Origin of the sequence: Sphingobacterium paramultivorum (genome assembly GCF_014109745.1) — a bacterium.
In the GTDB taxonomy this organism is placed as follows: domain Bacteria; phylum Bacteroidota; class Bacteroidia; order Sphingobacteriales; family Sphingobacteriaceae; genus Sphingobacterium; species Sphingobacterium paramultivorum.
In genome coordinates this window covers 20482-45190 of sequence record NZ_CP058555.1, presented here as the reverse complement: position 1 = coordinate 45190, position 24709 = coordinate 20482, and the positions used below count along the sequence as shown (strand labels likewise).

The following is a 24709-nucleotide window of genomic DNA, read 5'->3' as shown; positions in this document are numbered from 1 at the left end:
GTCAACAACCTATCAAATTACCTACAGTGCCATCCTGATTTTTTTCAATTGTGGTTATCCCTTTTAACCATTACCTTTCAACATTTCGCAAACTTTATTCTACTCAGGGGCTTAAAGAGAAGGTGTTAGGTTTTCTTTTAAGACACGTTCAAGGTCAACTCCAGATCCTCCAGTTTCAAGGATAATCCCATTTCGGTCAATGATATAAACTTTTGGTAACCCCTGTACCCGATAGGTGATGGCCGTTTTACTGTGTAGTGCTTGCTGATCGCCAACATTAATCCAGGATATGTTATCTTCAACGGCAGCTTTTTTCCAGATCTCCCTATTCGTATCTAGATTAAAGGATATAATCTCTAATCCTAGTTTTTTATATTTAGCATACAGCATCGGTAGCTTTTTGTTACTTTGTCTGCATGGAACGCACCAGGCAGCCCAAAAATCGAGCACAACAATCTTTCCTCTAAAATCAACTAGTTTTAGATCATTATTATTAACATCTTGTGCAATAAAGGATGGAGCCAAGTCTCCCTTTCTAAGTTCTTTTGCTTGAATAAATTCCTTTAAAAAGCGTCCAGTCCTACTATTTTTTATATTCTCCGGAAATCTACCATAAGCTAACTGTAAGGAATCTCTTGTTAATGATGTTCTTAGGAAATAGAGTTCCTGCATAAGCGGATAAGAAGGTTTTTTATTAAAAATATTATCGATTCTTAATTGTCTTATGGACCAATAATAGTGATCCGATGCAATTCTCAACTCAGTCTGTTTGACTGAATCAGTTTCAACTTCTATCTCCTTATCAAGTGCAGCGGCTTTTTTCCACATGGGATCCAGCTGTTTATTGATCGGAATGGCCTCAGCTTGTGATCTAGAATTCAGCACTTCGATATTTGAAAAATTCAGGCTATCGCCCAAAATCTTCATCCGTGCAGGCTCTATCCAAATCACGGTTCTCAAATTGGGCTTTGCAGTTAGTATATATAAGGTTGGTTCCAGCAAAGTTCCTTTTATCGTACATTTTCCATCCGTAAGTACACCTGAATAAGACTGACTGTCATTCTGAAAACTGCTCAGTTCAAACTTTGAACCATTAGAAAATCCTGAAAGATCAAATTGAATTTCGAAAAGCTTTCCTTTTTTTTGCTGAGCCAGGCAAGCGAGAGGTAAGAAAAATAAAAAAAGAAGTATTTTTTTTACTATCATCATATGCGTATTAGTTTCCTTATCAAAAAATAATTTCCTTCATCTCCGATCCACTTAAACGAGTATTTCTAATAAAACCTGCCCCCTTAAAACGATATTGAAGACCGACTATTTCAGTTGGTGCATTTTTAATCGTAGTTGCATATACAGGTTTATCATTAATCCAAAATCTAATCTGCTGGTTTTTACAGACTATTTTAAGCTTAGTCCATTCGGAAAGATCACAGCCAAATCCACTGAGGTCATCTTGTTTACTATCCGTATAAAAACCACCAGCTGTAAGGGCTATGTCACCGATACAGGCTGTGTTTACTAAAGGTATAATAAATATATCGTTTTTAGACTGTAAGAGTACTTCCACACGTTGGCAAATATTGCCACTATTGACTATCCCTGTTTTTATGTCCGTTTCAAAACTAAAATTATTGGTCATAACTCCTGTCATATTCTTTTGATTGTAAAATCTAACCGGTGGAGCTTCAGGGAGGAGATCGACCTTATAACTTTTCAGCAGCTCCTGCGTAACGGCAATTTCATGTGGCAATGTGATTTCAGTTTTTTTGAAATATAACGGTTCTTTTCCCCACGCTGCTTCTACCAATCCTAACCAGCCATCTGTTTTAATCTGTATATCATGTTCTCGAACAATTTTGTCCCCAATAATCAGCTTGGCCCTGAAGTAACCTGGATAGTAATAAATAGCGGAGTGATGTTTGTCGTTTCTATCCACCTGCGTCTTGCGGCTAGTGTCCCAGCTTTGTGCAATGAATACCGAATCGTCTTCATTTGCTGCCGAAGCATCATAATCAAATACAACTGAATTGGGTAACCCCTGTGTCAGCATTGTCTTGGACGAAAAGTGGAAAGCGTTACCATTAAAATGCTTCTTTTTTTGGACAAAGCTATTACCAAATAGTAGGACCACGACAAGGACAATGACAGATGAAATAGCTATAATCAATATAGAACCATACTTTTTTCGTACGCTCACTTGTGGCTCAACAGCGGATTTACTATATAGCTGATTCTGCGTTATCTCTTTCTGTACATAAGCATTGCGGAAAGCTCGCCAGTCTTCATAACCAAGATACTGTGCCAATGTATTTAATGTCGTCAGGGCAGGTTTACTTTGGTAATCAATCCTACCAAAAATCCGCTTCAATGTAGAAATGCTAAGTATAACCCCCGTTTTTTCCTGAATCTTTTCCGAAAGTTTTTCGAAATCGGCGGTACTCCAATTGGAAGTTTCACCCCATTCAAGTTTATTTTCAATGGAATTCTTAAGATGCTGAAATAATTCAGGATGACTCGACTTAATCATAATTTACTACATATCAGAATTTTAAAAACAAACAATCATCTTGAACAAACTTGAATAAACTTGATGCAAGGTTGAACGCGTTAAAATAATGCCTACACGCTAAATTTATCAAAAACTTTATTAACATGAAAAAAACATTCTTGATACTAGTCTTAATATTGGTCGCTTTATTCCAAAGTGACGCTCAAGAAAAGAAAATTAAGACATCAGCAGGCACAAATATTACACTAAGCGCAGAAAAATGGGTCTTTCAGAACGGAAAAGTGGATTTTCTAAATTTTAAGGGCCGTAGAGCAATAAAAATCGCTCCAGCATCTGGTCCGGTAATGATTAGAGACTTAATTTTCAAAGATGGAACCATCCAGTATGATGTGATACCTGCGAAAACAGAATTTGCCAGCGCCATTTATTTCCATCGAAAAGATGAAAGAGAACAAGAGATTGTCTATCTGCGAGTGCCTAAAATGACCGACCCTTTTGCCAATGAAGGTATTCAGTACTGTCCTATCTTACACGGTGTCAACATGTGGGACATGTATCCCCAATATCAGGCTGCTGCAGCGGCCAAAGCAGATGAATGGAACCATATTAAACTCGTCATTTCCGGAATGCAAATGCAGGTTTTTGTCAACAATAGCCTCAGATTGACGGTGCCAAAACTTGAGGGGCGCGAACATAGCGGATACATTGCATTTGACGGCGACTCCTACATCAGCAATATCGAGATCAAACCCAACGAAACGGAAGAATTACCACAGGTTGAAGGTGTAGACCTGACCCGCCATGAAGCAAATTATATCCGAAATTGGTCTATAACCCAGTCCACGACTTTGGAGGAAGGAAGGGAGCCAACTACTTTTCGTGACCTACCTAAAGACGAAGCCTTTACAGAAAAAATAGCCGCTGAGCGATATGGATTGATAAACCTGACAAGACGCTTTGGTGCTGCAGAAAAACGCAGGATAGTTTGGCTAAAAGCCGTTATTACCGTGAAGGAGCCTACGTTCGTCAATCTCCAGCTCGGATTCTCGGATGAAATATGGCTTTATCTAAATGATCAGATCACCTACACTGACAAAAATATCTTCCGTCAGAATATGAAAAAATATCCTGACGGAAGAATATCTGTACAGAATGGAAATGCTCGATTAAAGCTTAAAAAAGGTGAAAACCAATTACTCGTAGGAGTATCCAATGATTTTTATGGCTGGGGATTAATGGCCCGTTTGGAAAATATGGAAAATATTACCGCTATAGAACCATATCAGGAAAGAAAACATTCCATCGAACATATCGATAGCTATTTGGGTACCTATGCGGATGAGACAGCTCCCACATCTAAGTTAACCTTTGTAGAAAAGGATGGTATGTTAATTTTAGAGGCCCCTAATCAAGAAAATGTAGCACTCGATTATCTCGGAAATAACTTGTTTAAAATGGGCCTCGGTATAGAATTGCAATTTACGCCCGATTTACAACAGGTGGTGAGAAAAGAGAATGGATTTGAGATGAAATTTATTAGGGAACGATAAAATAAAATCACTTCATAGCGCAGTATATACCTTGCCTCAACAGCTCAGTCCAATTTCAATTAGGACTGAGCTGCTTGGTTCTCCTATCATCCATCTCGCGGCAACTTTCGCACCCGTGTTTGTGTTTTTCCTTCAGAACGTTACGCTCTTTAAAATTTATAATTATATCCTAATCTCAGCACCTGCGTTTCGTAATAATCATGGCTTGTATAATTAAAACCAATACCATCTATTTTTCGCTTAATAACCATCGTATTTAATAAATCCGTTGCATTAAAGAAAAGCTCGCCTTTTCCTTTTTGAACGGATTTTTTTAGTCCTGCATCTATTGAAAACCTCGATTGGATTTTTCCCTGCGGTATAATATCCGGTGCCAAATAGATTGCTGTAATCTGCCCGTCCCATCCTCTTGCAAAACGAAACATATTGTTAAACTTCAAGTTCCCTGAAAGTGCAGTCTGCCGATCTGCTGAAAAAGTATTGAGTTCGGGATAAAGATTTTCTACTGTAAAGGCATTGATTTGGTTTCGATAGAGATTACCATTAATATTAAAGGAGTAAATTGAAGATACTTTTTGATTCAAGATTGTTTCAATCCCCGTATTGAAGCTCTTTCCTGCATTTTGGAATACAGCATAAATTAATTTACTGTCCGGAAGAGTACTCGATATCCGTGTAAAAGTTCCATCAGCGAAACGGTGATACATTGCGGCGTAAAAGTAACCCTTGCTCCAGGTGTTCTTATATCCCAATTCGACAGAATTGGTGAACTGAGGACGCAAGCCTGGATTTCCAACCTTGATAATTTCAGCATCATCATACTTTGGAAAAATACGAATGTCAACTTCATTAGGTCGGTCCACTCGCCGATTATAAAAAGCCGAAAGCTTGTTATTGTCGTTAAGTTTGTAGGCCAATCTCATATTGGGAAAGGGTTGCGTATAATTGTACCCATCGCTTTTATAGGTGTTATGATTTGGATTTACATCATATTGAATTTTCACATATTCTAGACGCAAGCCTAATTCAGCCTCCCATTTTTCATTTTCGAAAACATAATTCCCATACACTGCTTGTATTAATTCCTTGTAATTTGCCCAGCCGCCAGCATCCATATCAAGAACCGAGTTGGCGCCCGGTTTAAACTCCATATTAGTTGGAATATTCCGGTTTCTCACCTTTATTCCGGTTTCAATACGTCCATATTTCAGCGGTTTGATATAATCTACATTAACATCATAAACCTGTTCGTCAGATAGCAGCTTAAAAGAGTCTGTTCCCTTCGAAGAAGGTAGATAATTGTCATAGAAGTACTTTTCGTCTTCTCGATGAAATGTATAATTAAAACCAACATTGAGCAAATGCCCGGCATCTTTAAATTTGTGCTGATAAGAAGTGGTCGCCATGGCTGTTGTCTTCAATTCATCTTCCAAAAATTGCCAAAGACGCAAGCGTGTTGAAATATCAGCATCGAAAAAAGGTTGATCGCCCCGGTCAATAATCTTCTCACTACCATACATCCCCGAAATAGTCAGATTATTCTGTTCGTCAATATGCCAATCTATCCCCGCTTTCGTCGTTAGAAAATTCGTATTCCGATTTCGTTTCAGCTGTGAGTTAATAATTGTACCATCTTCATATTTACGAGTTACAAATTCATTCTTGTTCAGTGTCTGTGTATAGAGATTATCGGCCTGTATGAAAATGTTGACCTTATCTTTTCTGTAATTTAATGATACACTGGGATTGATTTTAGGTGTTAAAGTATATTGTGGTCTTATGGTTGGTAGATTCTCCTTCCGTATCCATAATGAGCCCAATCCGGAACTGAAACCTACTTTACCATTAAATCCATTTTGATTACTTTTCTTCATGATGATATTAATAATACCTGCATTCCCGTTGGCATCATACTTTGAAGAAGGATTATTGATGATCTCTATTTTATCTATCACTGATGACGGAAGATTATCCAACCCAGATTGGCTACCAAAACCTGTCAAGGCGGTTTGTTTTCCATCGATAAGCACGGTGACTTTGTCATTGCCTCTCAGTTGAACTTTGCCATCCTGAACCGTGATTCCGGGCAAATTTTGCATCGTCTGCAAAACAGAACCGCCGGTCTGACTTATATTATCGGCAACGGAATAGATTTTCTTATCCAGTTTATTACTTACATGACCTGCCTGAGCAGTCACGGTAACCCCTTCTAATGCGATAGAACGCTCCTCCAACTCGATCGTTGGGATATCCAAAAACTCCGAAAGACTACCAACAAATAGGGAGTGATTCTTATCCTCAAACCCTGTAAATGAAATGTTTAATTGGTAATTTCCTGGCTTAATTTTGGAAATGGTAAACCGGCCTTCATCGTTTGTCATCGTTCCGGCGATAAAAGCCCCGTCTTTATCAGATTTGACCACAACATTAACGTATTGAATAGCCAATTTATCCGTCTTATTTTTTATAATACCTGAAAGGGTAACAGACGATACCTGTGCAGAAACAACCGAAGAAGCTATGACTAAAATAAAAATAAAAAATAACCGTAATTGAACCATAATCTAATCCCTAACCTCCTTTAGAAATTTACCCTTATCATCAAAAATTAAGTCCCTACCATCGACTTCAGCCTCATAGCTAACATTATTTCTAGCATCAGTAATTTTAGCTGCTTCTTTGATATTTTTATGTGGATAGTTTTTGATTACATAAGCTTTAGCGTCTGCAGGAAGCTCTCCGGCAGGAATTCCAACCTCGGTTTCAATGATATGTCCTGCGGCATTTATAAGAACGGAATTATTAATTTTCCCATCCTTAAATCCAGCTTCATAATTTCCCTTTTCTTTTTCCCATTTTACAGACTTTACATTCGGGTATTTCTGTTGAAACGCCAGCCTAATTACTGATGGAACTTTCTTTACTGAGACTTCTTGAGCTTTGACCAATGATACACTTACCATCAGAGCCAAAATAAAAATTAATCTTTTCATGTTCTTTTTTATTAATGATTTCATAAAATTCAAAAACAATTTAGGAGAAATTTAGAACTCAATACCTACCCAGGATAATGGAAATTGAGAGCTAATGAATAGCTATTATCTTCGGAGATTACTCGGTACTTGTTCGGTGCTTCTTCGGTTGGGAGCGAATAAATAGCGACTAAGCTCCGAGGAAAAAACGTCGATTGTATGAGTGAATATCGAAAACTATATAAGATTAAACTTACCGCGTATGGGATTCGCTTTCCCTACAGTATTTTATTTTTCCAAATAGCCTGATACATCTTAAGGATATGTTAAACTTTTCGTATTAACACTTTTTAACGATGTTAAATGGTAGCTTTAGCAAATATTATAATTTACATCAACCACAAATGCCCTTTTTAGACCATGTTCTGCAAGTTCCTACCTACGGATGGAAAGACAACGATGGAAACCTCGTAAAGCCAAGCAAAAAAGAAATTTTCAGCGAATTCTTCAAACGCCTCAATATTTTTAAAGATAAAAGAAATTGGTTACCCTTTTTTAGCTGGCTAAAAGTAGCTTGCCTCATCCCCTTTTTTATCATCTTTTTGGTGTACCACTTCAGTTGGTGGACTGTCTTGGCAGCATTTATCTATAGTATGATCGTTATGGGGACTCATGGTACGATATGGCACCATCGATTTGCAACACACGGCGCATTTAAATTCCGGAACGGATTCTGGCGTTTTTTCACACAGAATCTGACTATTAATGTAATTCCAGAAGAAATATATGTGATTTCACATCATGTTCATCACGCAAAATCTGACACTCCTGGTGACCCTTATAATGCACAAGCTGGCTTTCTATACTGTTTTTTAGCCGATGTAAATCATCAGCCTATTGCTAAGGACCTTACGGAAAACTCATATAACCGTGTCAAATTACTGATGCGACATACAGGTGTAACCGCCAATAGTTATGCACAATATCGAAAATGGGGGTCGTACGTAAATCCTTCTCATGCTATTGGATCCTGGATACTAAACTGGGCTTTTTGGTATGCCATTTTCTATTTGATCGGTGGCCACGCACTTGCCTGTACACTCTTTGGTGCGGCCGGTTTCTGGGCAATCGGTGTACGGACATTCAACTATGAAGGCCATGCAAAAGGTGAAGACAAGCAACGTGAAGGTATTGATTTCAATGAGAAAGACAAATCGATAAATCAGTTATGGCCCGGAATTGTAGCGGGTGAATGGCACAACAACCATCATTTATATCCTAAGAGTGCACGAAGTGGTTTTAAACCTTATCAGATTGATCTCGCTTGGTGTTATATCAAAATGATGCATAAACTCGGCGCAGTCAGTAGTTATCGTGATGACAAGAAAAGATTTGACGAACAATATCGTATCCCCTACCTAAAATCTAAGGGATAATCAATCGCTCTTATTATAATTTTAACCTGTTACCGGCTTCAGCTGGCTAGCACGAGAACAACTAAGTCAACGTAGCGCGATATTAGATTACCGCATTTTATTTGGAACAAGTCTAAATAGAGTGTATATTTGGGTGCTTTGAAAACCTCCGTACGTAAAATAGAGATCAACAAACAACAATTTGAAGAGTTCTTTCAACTGTATTGGAAGAGAATGTTTTCATTTGCGCTTAAAAGTGTAGAAAATGAAGATGATGCAAAAGAAATTGTTCAAGATGTCTTCAAATCTCTGTGGGAAAGAAGATATCAGCTAGAACTTCAGGATGCGGAGCGTTATCTATTGCGTTCGGTTAAATTAAAATCACTAGAATTTCTTCGGAATAAAGGAAATAAAGAGAGACATCATGAGCTGATCTTAAATAGCAAAGCAGCATCTTACGAAGACAATTATATTTATTACAAAGAACTCAAAAATCACTTGGATCAAGCCGTTGATTCTTTACCCAAACAATGCAAAAATGTCTATAAACTGAGTCGCGACGAAGGGTTAACTAACAAAGAGATTGCAACAAATCTACTTATTTCAGAACGAGCAGTCGAATATCATATCAGTAAAGCATTGTCAGTTATCAAAATAAGACTTAAAAAGTATTGCAATATCAATATTGCGAGATTCCTATTAATTACTTTTTTGTACTTTTGAATATACGTGGATTATCAAAAGATGGAAATCAACCAAGAAATACTTAAAAAATATGCTTCAGGTCAATGCTCTGAAGCTGAAAAGCATGCGGTTGAAAAATGGTTGGATAATAATTCATGGGATAGTATTGCGGAAAATAACCATGTCGATGAACTAGTGGGATCTGACATGTGGAATAAAATTAATGCCGATGTATATCAATATAGAAAATTCCATTGGGCCAAAATTACTGCCGCCGCCGCAGTTCTTGTAATCGGTTTTTCTGTTTTCTATCTATCTCCCCCTGCTCTGGATAGTCATACCTTTACCAATACATCAATTGAGAATAGCAAGCTCTTTACCGAGGATCATTATGATTTACAGTTAAGTAAAAATAGCACGGCCAATATTGATCTGGTCAATAAAAAACTAACCTTCAGCGGAGACTTTATGATCACGCCCAAACGGGACTTTGAGCTTGTGGATAGTAACCATAATATTCTTGTATTTAAGGCTGGGCGAGAATACTTTGTTTCTGATTCTCCGGATTTTGGTAAAATCGTTGCTTTTCAAAAAAGCGATTTGGCATTCCTCCCGTCCAATATGCAGATTAAAATTAGAGAACAATTTCAAAGCATTTAATAGACAAACATGAAGCGATTAGTATTGTTGTCTTTCCTTGCAACTTTTATTTTTTCCTGTCAACAAATTTCCAAAAAAAACATAGATCCTGATTTTGTTTTTTGTTTGTTTAACAAAGATGAAAGCCCAACCAGTTTGTTTTTCTCCGAAAGTTTGGAGGACACCCGACAACCTTCGCTACAAATTCCTTTGTCCAGCTCACGAATTCAGGAACGGGAATATATCTATAAAAATGGCTTCTTTTATCGGTTGTCAAGCCAAACCAGTGTATTTACGAAACACCGATTACAGGGGGCGTCCTTAGTCCTTATTGACAGTATACAATTAAAGAATCGCGACTTTGAAACCATCACCTGGAAAGATGACAACAATTTAATTGCGCTATGCCGAGAGGATCTTATTGCAAAAAAAGCCCAGGCCCGACTCTATCAGATTAATGTTGCAGAGATGAAAATTATTAAGGAAGATACCATCACACTTCCCTTTGCAACAAAAGAATATAACGCACTACACCTCGGACTTGTTGATATTGAAAACAATAACCTTTGGCTAGCCTATTCCTTCTTCAAATCACACGGGAAATATGGACATACCACATCTGATACGACCTATTACGCCACAATAAAATATCCTAGCTTTACACTGCAACAAATTCAGAAAGAAACTCGTTCGACCTATCCCGGTGGCTTCAACATCATACAATCCTATAGTTTTAAAGACGAATTAGGGGACTATTATTTTATGACCAATCCTGGCATAGCGCTGGGCAATAATTTAAAGCTTCCAACAGCAATTTTTAGAAAAAAGAAAGGGCAGCAGCTAGTCGATCAGCACTTTATGATCAATGTTTCCAAGTCAATTGGTAATCATGCCTATGGGATCTGGTATGTGGGCAACGGAAAGGCGATTGTTCGCAATGAACAGAAGAATTTATACACCGATTTTTCCAATTATCACGCAGTTTATCAGTTCGAATATAGACTGGTGGATTTAAAATCTGGTTCCATCGAAAGAATGCCCCTCCCATTGGATAAAGGTACCCAAAAAGAGAATGTCTGGAGTGACAAAAAGGATGTTTATATAGCGATAGATGATGCAAATGATGAGCATCGTGTATGGAAGTATAATTTGCAGACAAAAGAAATCTCCAAGGGGATACAACTCCCCAATAGTACAAACTTTATTGTACGTATGGATTATTTGAAAAAATAATCCATAGTTTCTTCAAAAAAAACAAAGCTCATAATCAACTATTTGCATATTTTTTAAAAAAATAGCTGAAATCAACATTCGGTAAGCGATCGGTATAGGCAACCTTCTTGTATATACTTAATCTAAATAAAAATGTTGAAGTCAACATCTACTTTTGTACTCTTATTAATTTTTACCGTATTTACACAGGCCCAGACCTCTCAAAAGAACGTTATTTCAGGTTTTGTCAAAGATAATTTTGGAAGACCAATCCCAGGTGCAACAATACTTCTAAAAGATCAGGTCAATGGTACGTCATCCGATGTAGACGGATATTATAAGCTACATACGAATATCCCAAACAAGGCCATCATACTTGTCACTGCGGTGGGATATAACTTCGAAGAGCGACCTCTAAACGGGAAAAATATTCAGGACTTTCAACTTATCGAGGATCGCAATTATATCGACGAGGTAACCGTAACAGCGCATAGTAAAACCGAAAATGAACAAAAAGTCGCCGAAATAAAACGATCGGGCTTTAATGTCAGTGTCATTGACATGAATAAACATGCCAACGAAGCTGCCAATTTAACACAGGTTTTAAAGCGTGCCACAGGAGTTACTATTCGTGAAGATGGTGGATTGGGCTCCAACTTTGTATTCCGTATCAACGGGCTCGATGCAAAGATCTACATTGATGGTGTTCCCATGGAAAACTTTGGGTCATCGATGTCTTTAAATAATATTCCTGTCAATCTGATTGATCGCGTCGAAGTTTACAAAGGTGTTGTTCCTGCTTTTTTGGGTTCCGATGCGCTCGGAGGTGCTGTCAATATTATTACAAAGCGGCGAGCAAGACCTTATCTGGATCTGAGTTATTCCTACGGCTCATTCAATACACATCAGGCGGCCGTCGTCGGCACATTCACCAATCCCAAAAACAAACTATCCTTCCGGATGAATGCATTTTACAATCATTCCGACAATGATTATAACGTGTATACCAACGAAAAGTACAACGTTATTTTAGAGAAAACTGTCGATAATAGATATGTCACTGTTCCTAAAGTCAAACGCTTTAACGATGCCTATACATCCGCTATGGGACAACTTGAAGTGGGTTACAGAGATGTGTCCTGGGCGGACCAATTTTATGTCGGCCTAACCTATTCTCAAAACCACAAAGAAAACCAGCTCGGAGCTAACATCAATAAGGTTTATGGCGGGGCATGGTCGGAGAGCAAATACCTGATGCCAACTTTAAACTACAAAAAGAGCAATTTTCTGGTCAAACGCCTATATGCAGATTTATTCAGCAGTTATAGTTACGATACGAGGTACGTAAGAGATACAGCCTTATACAATTATGACTGGTCGGGAAGCTGGATTTCAAATCAGATTGGCTCAAGCCCGAATCCCCAAAAAGATACAAAGTATAATTTATCAAATTACCTAGCGCGCGTAAATCTAAACTATGACTTTGATGAAGCACGCAATCAAAGTTTAAATTTCAATTACAATTTTAACACCAACAATCAAAAAGAATACGATCTAATCGGCAACTATGACAGATCTGGATTGCCCTCCTATCTAGGGAAACATATTCTTGGCCTGTCGTGGCAAAACCAATGGTTTGACAAGCGCCTATCAAATGTTTTAGCAGTAAAATATTATCGATTAGATGCATCCAAAGATATTGAAGTAGTCAGTTCCGATAACAACACCAATTCAATCAGTAGACAGATCATTCATCAGCAGAAAAAAGGGAATTACTATAGCATGAGCATTGCTTCACGGTATAGAATAACGAAAGATGGTGGTTGGAAACTATCTTATGAAAGGGCATATAATCTACCGACAATGACTGGTCTTTTTGGGGATGGACAAAATATCACACCGAATTGGGAATTAAAACCCGAACGTAGCGATAATATCAACACGGGGTTTTACTACAATACATTTATCAACGACAATCATTTTTTCAATGTCGATGTCTTTGGATTCTACCGATTGGCAGATAACTATATAAATACACGCGCAGTTACACAGAATGGGAATGCCAATTTTCAATATTATAATGTTCCCGGCGTAAAGCTCTATGGCTTCGAAGCTGAAATCAAATATGGATTTAAAGACCTTTTAGCTGTCACCCTCAATGGCTCTTATGATAAAGCTATTGATAATGCAAAATACACGGATGACTCCGGTAACAATCAGATCAGCGTGAATTACGGAAATCAACTTCCTAATCGTCCTTGGATCTATGGAAACGCTGATATAAGCCTTATCCAGAATAACTGGTTTCAGCAAGGAAGCAGAGTGCAACTCTCCTACTTATATCAATACACGCACTGGTTTTATCTGACAGAATCGTACTTGGGATCACTTGAATCCAAAGATCTTATCCCTTCCCAAAATATCCATTCTGCGGTACTTAGTTACGCTTGGGACCGCAACAAATATAATATATCCTTTGAGGCTAGAAATCTAACAGATGAACGAGCATACGACAATTTTCGACTGCAACGACCTGGACGTGCATTCTACGTCAAGCTGAGATTATCCATAATGTAAAAAATAAATAAATATATATTTTTATGAAAATCAATAAATTCGCCATCGCAATATTTGCTGCGACTGTGTTATTTTCTTCCTGCAAGAAATCACCTGACACCACTTCACCTGATGAAACTACGCCGACTTCAAACAGCTTATATAGTGTATGGGTAACGACCGCAGCGGGTTCATCTTACCTGCTCACTGCAGATAATTTGATGAAAGATACCCTACTCACTCCGAACAACAATCAAGGAATCGATATTACCTCCCACCTACCAGCAGCATTCTATGCTATTTACGCTTATGCCTATGAGGGTAAATATTACCTGTCAAATGATGGAACAAGATTTAGTCAATTTGAAGTAGTCAATAGTAAATCTTGGAAAGAAACGAACAATTACGCTTTCCCTGGAAATTTCTATCTGGGAAAAGTCCTAAAAGATATTAGTACAAAAGATGAAATGGTCATGACTAAAACAGCTGGCACGACCAATAAAGTGAAAAATGTACTGGAACAACCGATCTATTTTATGAACATCAACAATATGACAATCAATAAAACAATTGGTATAGAAATTCCAATGATCACTTTTAATCCCAAAACTCCGGAAGGAAAAGATCATAATCCATATATCGTACCGACGAGCTTCACACAAAGAGGCGACAAATTATTTGTCGGACACAAATACAGAAGCAATGAAACTCGTAAAGATATCATAGACACAGCCTACATGTATGTGTGTGATTATCCGAGTTTAGCGAATGGGAAAATTATAAAAGATGGCAGAGGAGGCTTTGCTGCGGGACACTGGGAAGTACAGACACTTACTTTTACAGATGATAACAATGATTTATATATCGTAACCAAAAAGACTGATGCTGCTACCTATGGTTTACTGCGTATCAAGGCAGGCCAGACTACGTTCGATCCAGATTACTTCTTCGACTTGAAAGACTATAACGTTTTCAGCAACAACATTTCACAAGTTCAAAAACTAGGCGATGGCAAGGTTTACATCAGTCCATTTGTGGTCGATCCAGCAAATAAAAAGATTGTTGCAGATCTTCGGATTTTAGTTGGTGGTGGAGAATCTAAAACAACGATGAACTTTATGGAAAATGGCAAATTGTACGATGTATTCAAGACAGATGAGTCTAAATGGTATGTATATGAATACGATCCAGCAAAAAATTCGGTAAAACGCGGTGCCGAGATCGATCCGGGAATTACACAAGTTTATCACTTGAATAAGCTTAAATAAAACACCTTTAAGTTAAAGAAATACCTAGTCGATGACACTTTCAAAACTCGAGTACTCGATGATGAAACGTGTAAAATCGAATCTAGGTATTTCTAAAATATAACTCCTAGTTTAAATCAAATGAAAACAATACTCATTAACCTCTTCACATTTTTTATTATGCTGTCAGCTTCGGCACATGCTGTCTTTATTGAAACTTCGCTGAAAGGAACCAAAGGAAAGCTCCATACGGTAAAAATCGTTTATGGTGAACCCGATGAACATGAACTTATCTCAAAATGGTGGTGGTATAAAGATGGTACACAGATTACGTTGACATTAATTAAACCTGATGGAAGCACCTCATCGTTAACGACTGCCGCACAAGATAATCATCTATCGGCCTCATTCATTCCTGACCAAGAGGGCGTATACCACATTACCCTAAAAAAAGATACAGATCGGAAAGAAGGAGTCAAAACACAGTATCAGATCAATGCGATAGCGACGATCCAAGTCGGAAATTCCACTATTGGAAATACAGCAACCACTATCGATAATGAATTGTTTGTCTTTACGAACAACATAGTTTCTAAAAATAAAAAAGAGCTGTCGTTGACTTTATTCGAAAAAGGTAAACCTGCAGCAAATACAGCTGTTCAGATCATTGCACCCAGCGGATGGATTAAATGGCTGCAGACAAATGACCAGGGTATAATCAAATTCACACCAGAATGGACTGGTAAATACTTTGCGGAAGTATCGAAAAGGGAAAAAGCTACAGGACAAGACTTTGAAGAGTATAGCCGCGCAAGCTCAATGAGCTTTGCCGTAAACTAATGTGGACATGGCTGTAAGAAAGAAGAAAAATAATTCGCTGTTCAGGCAGATCAATAATTGGTTGCACCTTTGGCTGGGATTAATTTCAGGTAGTGTTGTATTTGTGATCTGCCTGATGGCCTGCCTTTGGGTTTTCAACCATGAGATTATCGATCTTGTTATCCCGAAAAAAGAAAGGCAATATATCCTTGCTTCCAGCCAGTCCTTGATTTCGCCGTCAAGGATCGTGCGAATAGCGGACTCACTCTATCCTAATGCTGTAGTAAGGGGCATTACCTATACCCGGGATCACCCCATTTCCCTTACCCTCAAAAAAAAGGAGCAAGAGGACAAAGGCAAAGAAGCTAATTCAAAAGCAAACGCACAGGTGCATCTATTACACCCATATACAGGCCAATATCTAGGTTTGCAAACAGAAGACAATTCCAAGGAAGCGCTGTTAAGAGAAAAATTGAACAGCTTTTTTGCATGGACGCTGAGTGGACACCGTTTTCTGTGGCTTCCCAGAGAAATTGGACGCCCCATTGTAAACTATTCGACCTTGGTCTTCAGTATTACCTTAATCACAGGATTGATCTGGTGGTATCCAAAAAAATGGACAAAATCAACTCGGGAAAAAAGCTTTCGGATCAAATGGAAAGCTGGTTGGAAAAGAATTAATTTGGATCTGCATAATGTGGTTGGCTTTTATTCTTTTATTTTGATTCTATTATTGGCCATAACTGGAATGTATTATGGTATCGAGTGGTTTAACAGAGCCTTGTATTGGTCAACAAACTGGGGAACGCCACTAGCCGAAAGAACTTCTGTCCAATCCGATTCTACGAAAATTGGTCAAATAGCCCTTTTCTCGACAGCTTTTGATCGCGAGATTGAGACGATTTTAACCCAATATAAAGATCCACACTACTTGACAATCACCTATCCAGACAAGGAAAAAAAAGACGCCACCATTTCGGTGTATATTCGTAATGACATGGATCGACAGTATAACAATCGCTATTATTCATTCGATCAGTATACCGGGGCATTTCTACCCAATAACATTTCCCTATTCAACAAGGATTTTGAAGAATTAAGTGCAGGTGAAAAATTCAGAAGGCTCAATTACGATATTCATGTAGGATCAATTTGGGGATTCCCCACAAAAATGCTGGCTTTTGTACTCACCTTTATTGCAGGTACACTTCCTATTACAGGCTTCATTATATGGTACAATCGCAAATGGGGAAAGAAAAAAGGCCGCAATAAATTGGGCAGGGAATCGCATACCGGGGAAGAAATGAACGTATCAAATACGAACATACAAACAACAATACGAAAACCACCGATCCGTTTCCGTCCAAAATCCACAAACCTTTAGGTTTTCGAATCACTACTATTTAATTTATGCTTAAACCGGTTCTTTCTCGAAGAAGACAAGGACACGATTATTATGACGAAATCTACATTATTATCTATATTACTATCAGGCGCTGCCACTGGACTTGTCGCACAAACGAAGTTATCTGGAAAAATATTCGACAAAGATGGGCATCCCATCAAAGGTGCCACAGCCAGTCTTTTACATTTAGCTGATTCTTCCCTGATCATGCAGGCAGATGCAGCTAAGGATGGTTCATTTCTACTACATGCGCCTAAAAATGGAAGTTACCTTATACGCTATAGCTCAATCGGCTACACAACAGTACATAGTCGAGCATATCAGTTAGCTGGAGCCGAACACTCAGCACCGCCCATTTTTTTACAACCAGTTGAACATCTGATGGAAACCGTACATGTTGTTGGACAGCAAGCTAGTGTGCGCCAGTATGCCGATAAAATGGTAGTTGATGTCGAAGGAAGTGTATTAGCTGAAGGCAACAATGTCCTCGAATTATTGGAGAAAACACCGGGGCTTGTTTCGGACGGGAAAGGAAATTTTTCAATTCAGGGTCGCGCAGGTGCTAACGTACGCATTAATGGCCGTGATATGTATGTTTCCGGTGAACAGCTTGCCAGTATTTTACGCGGACTGCAAGCATCCGAAGTCTCCAAATTGGAACTGATCAGTAATCCTTCGGCACGTGAAGATGCCGCAGGAACTGCCGGCATAATTAATATTGTGACCAAGCGAAATGCAAAGGCCGGCTTTGGGGGCGATGCCTTCATCCGAGCTGGACAGGGCCGACAATTTTATGGTGGTTTGGGCGGTGGATTACACTACAAAGTAAATGGGCTAGATATGTACTTGCAGGGAAATAAGAGCTTTGATCGGAGCAATAGTCATAATCTTACAGAAAGAAGTTTTTTAAACCAGGGTAATTTAACCTCTTTTCAGAGACAACACGAACGTAAGAAATTAGATGATGCCAGTTTTCATAGTGTTCGTGCTGGGGCAAAATATGAATTCTCGGATGGTGGAGTTTTGGATGGAAGTGTACATTGGATGACGGGCAATTATAAACCCTATGCATCTATCGAGATGGATACCTGGGATTATCCAGCCAATATTCAGACAGCGCATGCAATCAGTAACAACCGTTTTGACGAGTCGTTTAAAAACTGGACATTTAATATCAATTATATTAATAAATATGAAGGAGAAGATCACTTTTTAAAATTCAACTTTGACTTTGCTCCACACGGAAACGACTATAATAACCGGTTTGAAACCGATCAGTTTAATTTGCAAACAAACACGCAATCTTCAACAGGGAGAACAAATATTCAGGACTTGAGCAATACGACCTATTCCGGAAGGCTTGACTACAGTAAACCGTTAACAGATTCAAGCAAAATTGAGCTCGGCTGGAAAGGAACGTATTTCTTTATCAACAACGATGTCATAAATACGCTATTGGATAATGGCAAATGGATACAGGACGATGCCACCTCCAACCGCTTTCAATACACGCAGCATATCGAAGCGCTATATGCCATCTACTCCGGCAAATACAAACGAATAGAATATCAGGCTGGCCTGCGGGGAGAATATACATTTATAAACGCCAATCAGGTCACGTTGAACAAAAAAAATGACCAGCGCTATTTTGATCTGTTTCCAAGTGGATCATTGTTATATCATCTAAATGAGAAAAATACACTGAGAACATCCTTTAGCAGCCGTATCGAAAGACCGGGTGATCATGACATCAACGTATTTCGAATTTACGAAGATGCCTATAGCTACAATGAGGGAAATCCTGATCTGAAACCCGAAAAAAGTTATATTACAGAAATCGGTCATGGCTATAGGAACAAATTGTTCACCACATTAGGTATTTCATACGGGCGTGACATGATCAATTGGATTATCCGCCAAGGCGATAAAGTTGGTGAAAACTTGTCGAAACCAGAGAACATCGGGCGCTATATGAACTATAGCGCAAGTGTAATGTATAACCAAACGTTACGATCATGGTGGACAGCAAGCCACTATGTCAATGCATTTTACAACAACTACTCCGGAGAAATTGGAAATGTGAACTTAGATTCTAAAGGCTCAAGCTGGACAGCAAACAGCCGGCATACGCTGCAATTTAAATATGGATTTCGCAGCGAAATTGCATTTTATTATCGATCGGGAATTACTACTGGACCTTCCCGAACGGATAAAAGGTATGGTATAGATGTCGCCACGGAGAAAAAAATGTTTGGAGATCGCGGCATGATCAAGCTGACCGCAAATGGCCTGCTCAGAAATGCGAACCCGCAGTTGGTTAGTGAATATGGAGACCTTAAGGTATTTTATGCTGACTTTCCGGACAACAGAAAAGTCTTATTGTCACTGAGCTACCGATTTGGAGACTAAAGAAGTTGGAACTGCAATTTTGTCATATTAATTAGACTGGCATAAAAAATGTAATACTATAGATTCATAATTTAGGTTTATAATTGGTTAGTTAAAACGCTTGAATTTCCCCGATTCAAGCGTTTTTTGTTCCTAAAAATTAGCTTATAGGGTCTAGGAGACCTTCATCGGTATTCGCCATTGCCACCAGTCTACCTTGTATCTTCCAAGCGGGGAAATAATAAAACCTGAAAAATGGAAACACATTACAAAAATCACATTATATTAAACCTATATCCTGGCGAAAATCATCTGCATTTGTCAAACAATCTTATCTTTAATAGAGATAGGAAAACGGTAAATGATTATTGATTTTCAAGTGCCCAATTGGCCATTGCCTGAATAACAGGAAATAAACCTACCCCTGCCGGACTTAAGCGATAGATCACAAAAGGCGGAACAACGGGTTTTGCCTCCCTTAAGATCAATCCATCCGCTTCCAATTGTTTTAAACTCTGAATGAGCATTTTTTCTGTAATTGCAGGGATACATTTTTTAAGTTCACTATATCTCTTACAATCCGTAGACAGATGATAGATAATAATTGGTTTCCAATATCCGCCGATCTTATCCATTGTGAAAGTTACAGGGCATAATTCCGCTGCAATTTTTTTGTTTTCCTGAATCGTCGATGTCTCCTTAATTGCTGTCATGATTGTCTTGTTTATGCGTTTAGCATACTTACTATAGGGTAAGTACTTCCTTAAAAGAAAGTACAAATGTACTTTTGTATTATCACATATAAAAAATTAAACGATGAAAATTACAATAACAGGTTCTTTAGGAAATATAGGCAGACATTTAGTCGATATTCTTATCAAACAAGGTCATGAGGTAAGTGTAATCAGCAGTTCTCCTGAAAGAGCGAGCGAAATTGAACATTTGGGCGCTAAAGCGCTTATTGGTTCTATCTTTGATGTTCCTTTTTTAACAGCGAGTTTTTCAGGTGCAGATGCTGCTTTTCTGATGACTCCTCCCAATTTAGGTGGCCAACATATTGTTGAGAATACCGCAAATGCAGGAAAAGCCTACGCGACAGCCATAAAGTTGGCTGGCTTAAAAAAAATAGTGATGTTAAGCAGCGTTGGTGCTGATTTTGATGCTGGAACAGGACCAATTCGCGGTTTGCACCAAATTGAAGAGATATACAAAACACTACGCGATGTTCATATCACCTTTTTGCGTGCCGGATATTTCTACACGAATTTTTATAACGATATTCCATTAATCAAAAACGCAGGTATTGAAGGATCAAACTTCCCTTCAGAAATAAAAATTCCATTGGTTGATCCCTTAGATATTGCTACTGCCGCAGCCGATGCGCTCCAAAATTCAGAAGTCGGACATCACGTGCGTTATATTGTTAGCGATTATGTTTCAGGAGCAGAAATTGCCCACACATTGGGAGCTGCTATTGGTAATCCAAACCTGCCATGGATTGAATTTACCGACGAACAAGCTTTGGACGGTATGTTAAAGGCGGGACTTCCAACAGAAATTGCATCACTCTATGTAGAGATGGGGCAGGCAATCCTTGCAGGAAAATTACAACAAGATTTTGAAATTCAGGGTCAGCCTATCTATGGTAAGATCCAATTAAATCATTTTGCCATTGATTTTGCTAAACGATTCCAAAAACTATAGATCAATAAAAAAGGGTATTTTAAGTTGTAATAACTAATAAGATCGGCCCTTTTTTATTAAATTTAATAGAGATGAGCACGATATTCACTCGGACTCATCCCTATTAAATCTATTGAACTAAACATCCTGCGCAGCTCTCTGAATAGGTTATGAAAAGCTTGAACTTCCTTCGTATCATACCATTAAAATTATCCATGTGCCTAAAGTTAAACGGAAATACTCTTTATTAAAACAGAATACAGGTCTTCAGGCTTGACAGGTTTGATTAACCAGCAATTTATAGCCAGAGAATGACAAAGCGGTTCTATGTCTTGCTCTTCAGCACTAAAAATGGGAATTATGTTGTGCTCAAAATTGTTATTAAATTTTTTTTCGCGAATATTCTTTATTGTTTCGATACCACTGATAATAGGCAATTGATTGTCGATCAAGATAGCGTCAAAACAGCGTCCCCCTTTTAACATCTGTAATACTTCAAATCCAGTTTTTGCCTGTACGCTATCAATATTCTTTAAAGATAACATCCGAGCCAAAGCATTTCGTTCAGATTCTTCTTCTGCAACAACGAGTACACCCTTTATTTTTTTCAATCCCTCCCACTCATTTATTTCCCAAATAGAACGCACATGAATGTTGAAAAAGAAACGGCTTCCTACACCAAAAGTACTCTCCAACTTCAATTCACTGTCCATCATTTTAAGCAATTTATTCGATATCGTCAGTCCTAAACCAGTGCCGCCATAACGTTTAGTCATCGAGTTATCTTCTTGCGTAAATGCATCAAATATCCGCTCCAATTTGTCCGCTTTGATACCTATGCCTGTGTCTTTGACACTAAAGCACAGAACAGCCTGGTCTGTATCATGTGATTCTACTGTAATGCTTAGCTCAATGGTTCCTTTCTCGGTAAATTTTGTGGCATTACTTAATAAATTCATCAATACTTGCTTGATGCGAAGAGCGTCAACCCAGATATAATGCGGTACATCGGCAGCGATATTCAGATAAAACGCTAGATTTTTGGTTTTGATCTGCAGATTAAGAAAGTTCGTCAACTGAATAACCAGGTCGTGGAGATCGGTCTGTTCAATTTCCAGTTCTAACTTTCCGGCTTCAATTTTAGAGAAGTCCAAAATGTCATTTACGATGCCAAGCAATAAATTAGCGGATTGATCAACGATCGTAAGGTATTCCCGTTGCGTATCCTCCAATGCTGTTCCAAGCAATAAATCGGTAAAGCCGACGATTCCATTCAGCGGTGTACGAAGTTCGTGGCTCATATTTGCCAAAAATTGTGATTTCGCTGCATTTGCCTGCTCGGCTACTAATTTTGCCTTTTCCAGCTCCTCGCGTTGATGAATAATCCGACTAATATCTGTCGCAATCGCAAGATAACCGATGACATTGTCGTTAATATCCCTAATATGAGTAACTGCTAAGGAAACATATAATTGAGATCCATCTTTTCGACAATAGGTCCACTCTCTCTGCTCAGCACCGTGTAGCTCTGCCATATCTACAAAGAAACGAAGTTTATCTACCGAACGTCCCAATTCGACCTCCAGTTCTTTCGTCCTCAACACGAGCTCCTCTTCTAAATGAAAGTGTGCAAGACCAAATTTACCAATCACTTCTTCACTACGATATCCCAAGAGGTTTTCAGCCCCTGTATTAAACAATGTAATTACACCTGCGTTGTCGGTCGCAATAATACCGACAGCAGAAGTTGCATCCAACACTTCTGCAAGTAGTTTTTTTGAATTTGAAGACTCTGCTTCGATACGTTTACGCTTATCAATATCCTGAAAGGTACCGTATAAACGTACACAATGACCATTTTCAAAATCAGCATTTCCCAATGCACGTATCCACAGTTCATGACCAGCGAAGGTGACAATCTCTAGTTCCAAGTCCCAAGCTTCTCCCGTAGCGAGTGCCTGTTCAATTGCAGTCCGTATTTTATTTCTACTTGCTCCCGCTTTATAGAACCGTAACGCAGTTGTCAGCTCTGGTTCATAGTCTTCGGGTACCTCATGAATTTCTCTCGTAATTTCGGACCAAACAATCTTCCCATCAGCAGGCGTATATTCCCAGCCTCCAATTCTAGCTACCCTTCCAGTCCGCATCAATGTCGCCTGTGCATGCTTAAGCTTCTTTTCTAGAAAATGTTGTTCTGTAATATCTACTGCATTACCAATCACATAAGGTATTTTTTTTTCACTGGCCTGGAGAATATTGTTAAACATCCAGATACGCATGTCACCCGAACGAGTCATGGTACGCATTTCTCCTTTGATTGTTCCATGCCGAACAATCGCATCCAGGTAGTCCTGTAAATTCTTGTGCCCCTCCGATGGAACAATATCAAAAAGAGATAAAGTCTGAATCTCATCTCTCGTATAGCCTAAGATCCTGGCTCCAGCATCATTGACGCTGATGAAATTCCCTTTCAGATCATGGGTACACATAAGCCCCTGAGAATTATCGAAAAATGCTTTCAGCTTTTGTTCACTTTCCTTGTATTTTTCTTTCTCCTTTCTGTTGACAATAAGCGTAACAACTTCATCCCGGAGAAGGGTTAGAATTTCTCTTTGATGCTGGTCGAGTTGCCTTGGAACACGATCGATAACACATAGCGCACCTAAGGCATAGCCATTGGGATCGATTAAAGGTAAACCAGCATAATAACGGATATTTGGTTCTCGGGTAACAAGCTCATTGGATTTGAAACGTTCGTCTTTTTCAGCATCTTCAACTTCCATCAGTTGATCTTCTTTTAGGGTATACTGGCAGAAAGATACATCCCGTCTGGTTTCTTCAGTCTCCAAACCAACGCGCGACTTAAACCACTGCCTGTCTTTATCCACCAACGAGATCAATGAAATAGGTGTACCGCATACAAGCGATGCAATTTTTGTAATGCGATCGAATTCTTCCTCTGTTGCAGTATTTAAAATTTCGTACTCATGCAACACGCGTATTCGATCCGATTCATTTGTAGGCGACAATTTAGCATTCATACAAAAGCCTGTATTCGTTATTAGTTTTATCTTCGAAATCTTTATAGGTTCTAATATCTAGCTTGCTCTAGCGTATAAATAATATTTCACTAATCTTCCAATGATTGATTTAATCATTCCCACGCCCAACTAAAATATATTTTGTATTAACACTCCTGATTCTATGGTAAAACATCGAAAACCAGCGCTAATAGCATGATAAATATAAACATGAACACCGCTACGTTAAAATAGTTTTAAATAAAAAAACAAACTATTAGATTAAAAGTCTACCAACAATAAGTACTCCACTCCCGCCTACCTTTTGCGCTTAAAATTATCCAAAGCCAACTGTTATCCTTTCCTAATAACACGCCATATGAAACGAACATGCAATAAATGTAACGAATAATATATACCTGAGTCGATTGAAAATAGAAATCATCAAAATCTTTTAGGACTGTTCTGTCTTTGGCGCCCATAAAGGAGAAGATTATATCAGTTTTTCAATGCGAAAAAAATATTTTAAAAAAAATTGAACTTGTGAAATCCAAGCTTTCCAAAAAGTCGTAAATGGGTATAAGTACAGAGAAAAAATTATAAACTAAAA

Annotated in this window: 17 protein-coding genes; 11 read left to right on the top strand and 6 right to left on the bottom strand. The window is 38.5% G+C overall.

Features of this window, described 5'->3' with window-relative positions; genetic code table 11:
* Positions 1 to 111 precede the first annotated feature (111 nt).
* Both HS960_RS00180 and HS960_RS00175 read right to left on the bottom strand, forming a co-directional pair.
* Positions 112 to 1209, bottom strand: coding sequence for a TlpA family protein disulfide reductase (locus HS960_RS00180; RefSeq protein ID WP_159728244.1), 1098 nt, complete (start codon positions 1207 to 1209; stop codon positions 112 to 114).
* 19 nt (positions 1210 to 1228) lie between these two features.
* Entirely contained in the window at positions 1229 to 2527 is a 1299-nt protein-coding gene (locus HS960_RS00175) for a hypothetical protein (protein WP_159728246.1), read from the bottom strand.
* A gap of 125 nt (positions 2528 to 2652) precedes the next feature.
* Between HS960_RS00175 and HS960_RS00170 the strand changes: the two genes are divergently transcribed.
* Positions 2653 to 4059 carry a hypothetical protein gene (locus HS960_RS00170; protein ID WP_182330936.1) on the top strand — a complete coding sequence of 469 codons (1407 nt, stop codon included), beginning with the start codon at positions 2653 to 2655 and terminating at the stop codon, positions 4057 to 4059.
* Between the two features lie 149 nt (positions 4060 to 4208).
* Here the strand turns inward: HS960_RS00170 and HS960_RS00165 are convergent, their stop codons facing one another.
* Positions 4209 to 6620: an outer membrane beta-barrel family protein gene (locus HS960_RS00165; RefSeq protein ID WP_182330935.1), complete on the bottom strand. Its 2412-nt coding sequence runs from the start codon at positions 6618 to 6620 to the stop codon at positions 4209 to 4211.
* A gap of 3 nt (positions 6621 to 6623) precedes the next feature.
* Positions 6624 to 7052 carry a PepSY-like domain-containing protein gene (locus HS960_RS00160; protein WP_228280137.1) on the bottom strand — a complete coding sequence of 143 codons (429 nt, stop codon included), beginning with the start codon at positions 7050 to 7052 and terminating at the stop codon, positions 6624 to 6626.
* 335 nt (positions 7053 to 7387) lie between these two features.
* Here HS960_RS00160 and HS960_RS00155 point away from each other — a divergent pair, with 335 nt between their 5' ends.
* The 9 genes from HS960_RS00155 (at position 7388) to HS960_RS00115 (ending at position 19417) form a co-directional block, all read left to right on the top strand.
* Positions 7388 to 8467, top strand: a complete 1080-nt coding sequence (locus tag HS960_RS00155; RefSeq protein ID WP_228280136.1) for a fatty acid desaturase — start codon at positions 7388 to 7390, stop codon at positions 8465 to 8467.
* A 138-nt stretch (positions 8468 to 8605) separates the two neighbouring features.
* Positions 8606 to 9169: an RNA polymerase sigma-70 factor gene (locus tag HS960_RS00150; RefSeq protein WP_228280135.1), complete on the top strand. Its 564-nt coding sequence runs from the start codon at positions 8606 to 8608 to the stop codon at positions 9167 to 9169.
* Between the two features lie 21 nt (positions 9170 to 9190).
* Complete coding sequence (locus tag HS960_RS00145; RefSeq protein ID WP_182330933.1) at positions 9191 to 9790, top strand: hypothetical protein; 600 nt, start codon at positions 9191 to 9193, stop codon at positions 9788 to 9790.
* Between the two features lie 9 nt (positions 9791 to 9799).
* Positions 9800 to 11002 carry a hypothetical protein gene (locus HS960_RS00140; protein WP_182330932.1) on the top strand — a complete coding sequence of 401 codons (1203 nt, stop codon included), beginning with the start codon at positions 9800 to 9802 and terminating at the stop codon, positions 11000 to 11002.
* Positions 11003 to 11134: 132 nt separating this feature from the next.
* Complete coding sequence (locus HS960_RS00135) at positions 11135 to 13558, top strand: TonB-dependent receptor (RefSeq protein ID WP_182330931.1); 2424 nt, start codon at positions 11135 to 11137, stop codon at positions 13556 to 13558.
* Positions 13559 to 13581: 23 nt separating this feature from the next.
* Positions 13582 to 14805: a DUF4374 domain-containing protein gene (locus tag HS960_RS00130; RefSeq protein WP_182330930.1), complete on the top strand. Its 1224-nt coding sequence runs from the start codon at positions 13582 to 13584 to the stop codon at positions 14803 to 14805.
* A gap of 120 nt (positions 14806 to 14925) precedes the next feature.
* Positions 14926 to 15624: a DUF4198 domain-containing protein gene (locus HS960_RS00125; RefSeq protein ID WP_182330929.1), complete on the top strand. Its 699-nt coding sequence runs from the start codon at positions 14926 to 14928 to the stop codon at positions 15622 to 15624.
* Positions 15625 to 15631: 7 nt separating this feature from the next.
* Complete coding sequence (locus HS960_RS00120) at positions 15632 to 16987, top strand: PepSY-associated TM helix domain-containing protein (RefSeq protein WP_182330928.1); 1356 nt, start codon at positions 15632 to 15634, stop codon at positions 16985 to 16987.
* Positions 16988 to 17059: 72 nt separating this feature from the next.
* Positions 17060 to 19417 carry a TonB-dependent receptor domain-containing protein gene (locus HS960_RS00115; RefSeq protein ID WP_182330927.1) on the top strand — a complete coding sequence of 786 codons (2358 nt, stop codon included), beginning with the start codon at positions 17060 to 17062 and terminating at the stop codon, positions 19415 to 19417.
* A gap of 344 nt (positions 19418 to 19761) precedes the next feature.
* Here the strand turns inward: HS960_RS00115 and HS960_RS00110 are convergent, their stop codons facing one another.
* The gene (locus HS960_RS00110) at positions 19762 to 20109 is read right to left on the bottom strand and encodes a winged helix-turn-helix transcriptional regulator (protein ID WP_075993765.1); all 348 of its coding nucleotides are present in this window, start codon (positions 20107 to 20109) and stop codon (positions 19762 to 19764) included.
* A 103-nt stretch (positions 20110 to 20212) separates the two neighbouring features.
* Between HS960_RS00110 and HS960_RS00105 the strand changes: the two genes are divergently transcribed.
* Positions 20213 to 21100 carry an NmrA family NAD(P)-binding protein gene (locus tag HS960_RS00105; protein ID WP_182330926.1) on the top strand — a complete coding sequence of 296 codons (888 nt, stop codon included), beginning with the start codon at positions 20213 to 20215 and terminating at the stop codon, positions 21098 to 21100.
* Positions 21101 to 21306: 206 nt separating this feature from the next.
* On the opposite strand, the gene HS960_RS00100 is transcribed toward HS960_RS00105, so the two are convergent.
* The gene (locus tag HS960_RS00100; RefSeq protein ID WP_182330925.1) at positions 21307 to 24120 is read right to left on the bottom strand and encodes a PAS domain S-box protein; all 2814 of its coding nucleotides are present in this window, start codon (positions 24118 to 24120) and stop codon (positions 21307 to 21309) included.
* Positions 24121 to 24709 lie beyond the last annotated feature (589 nt).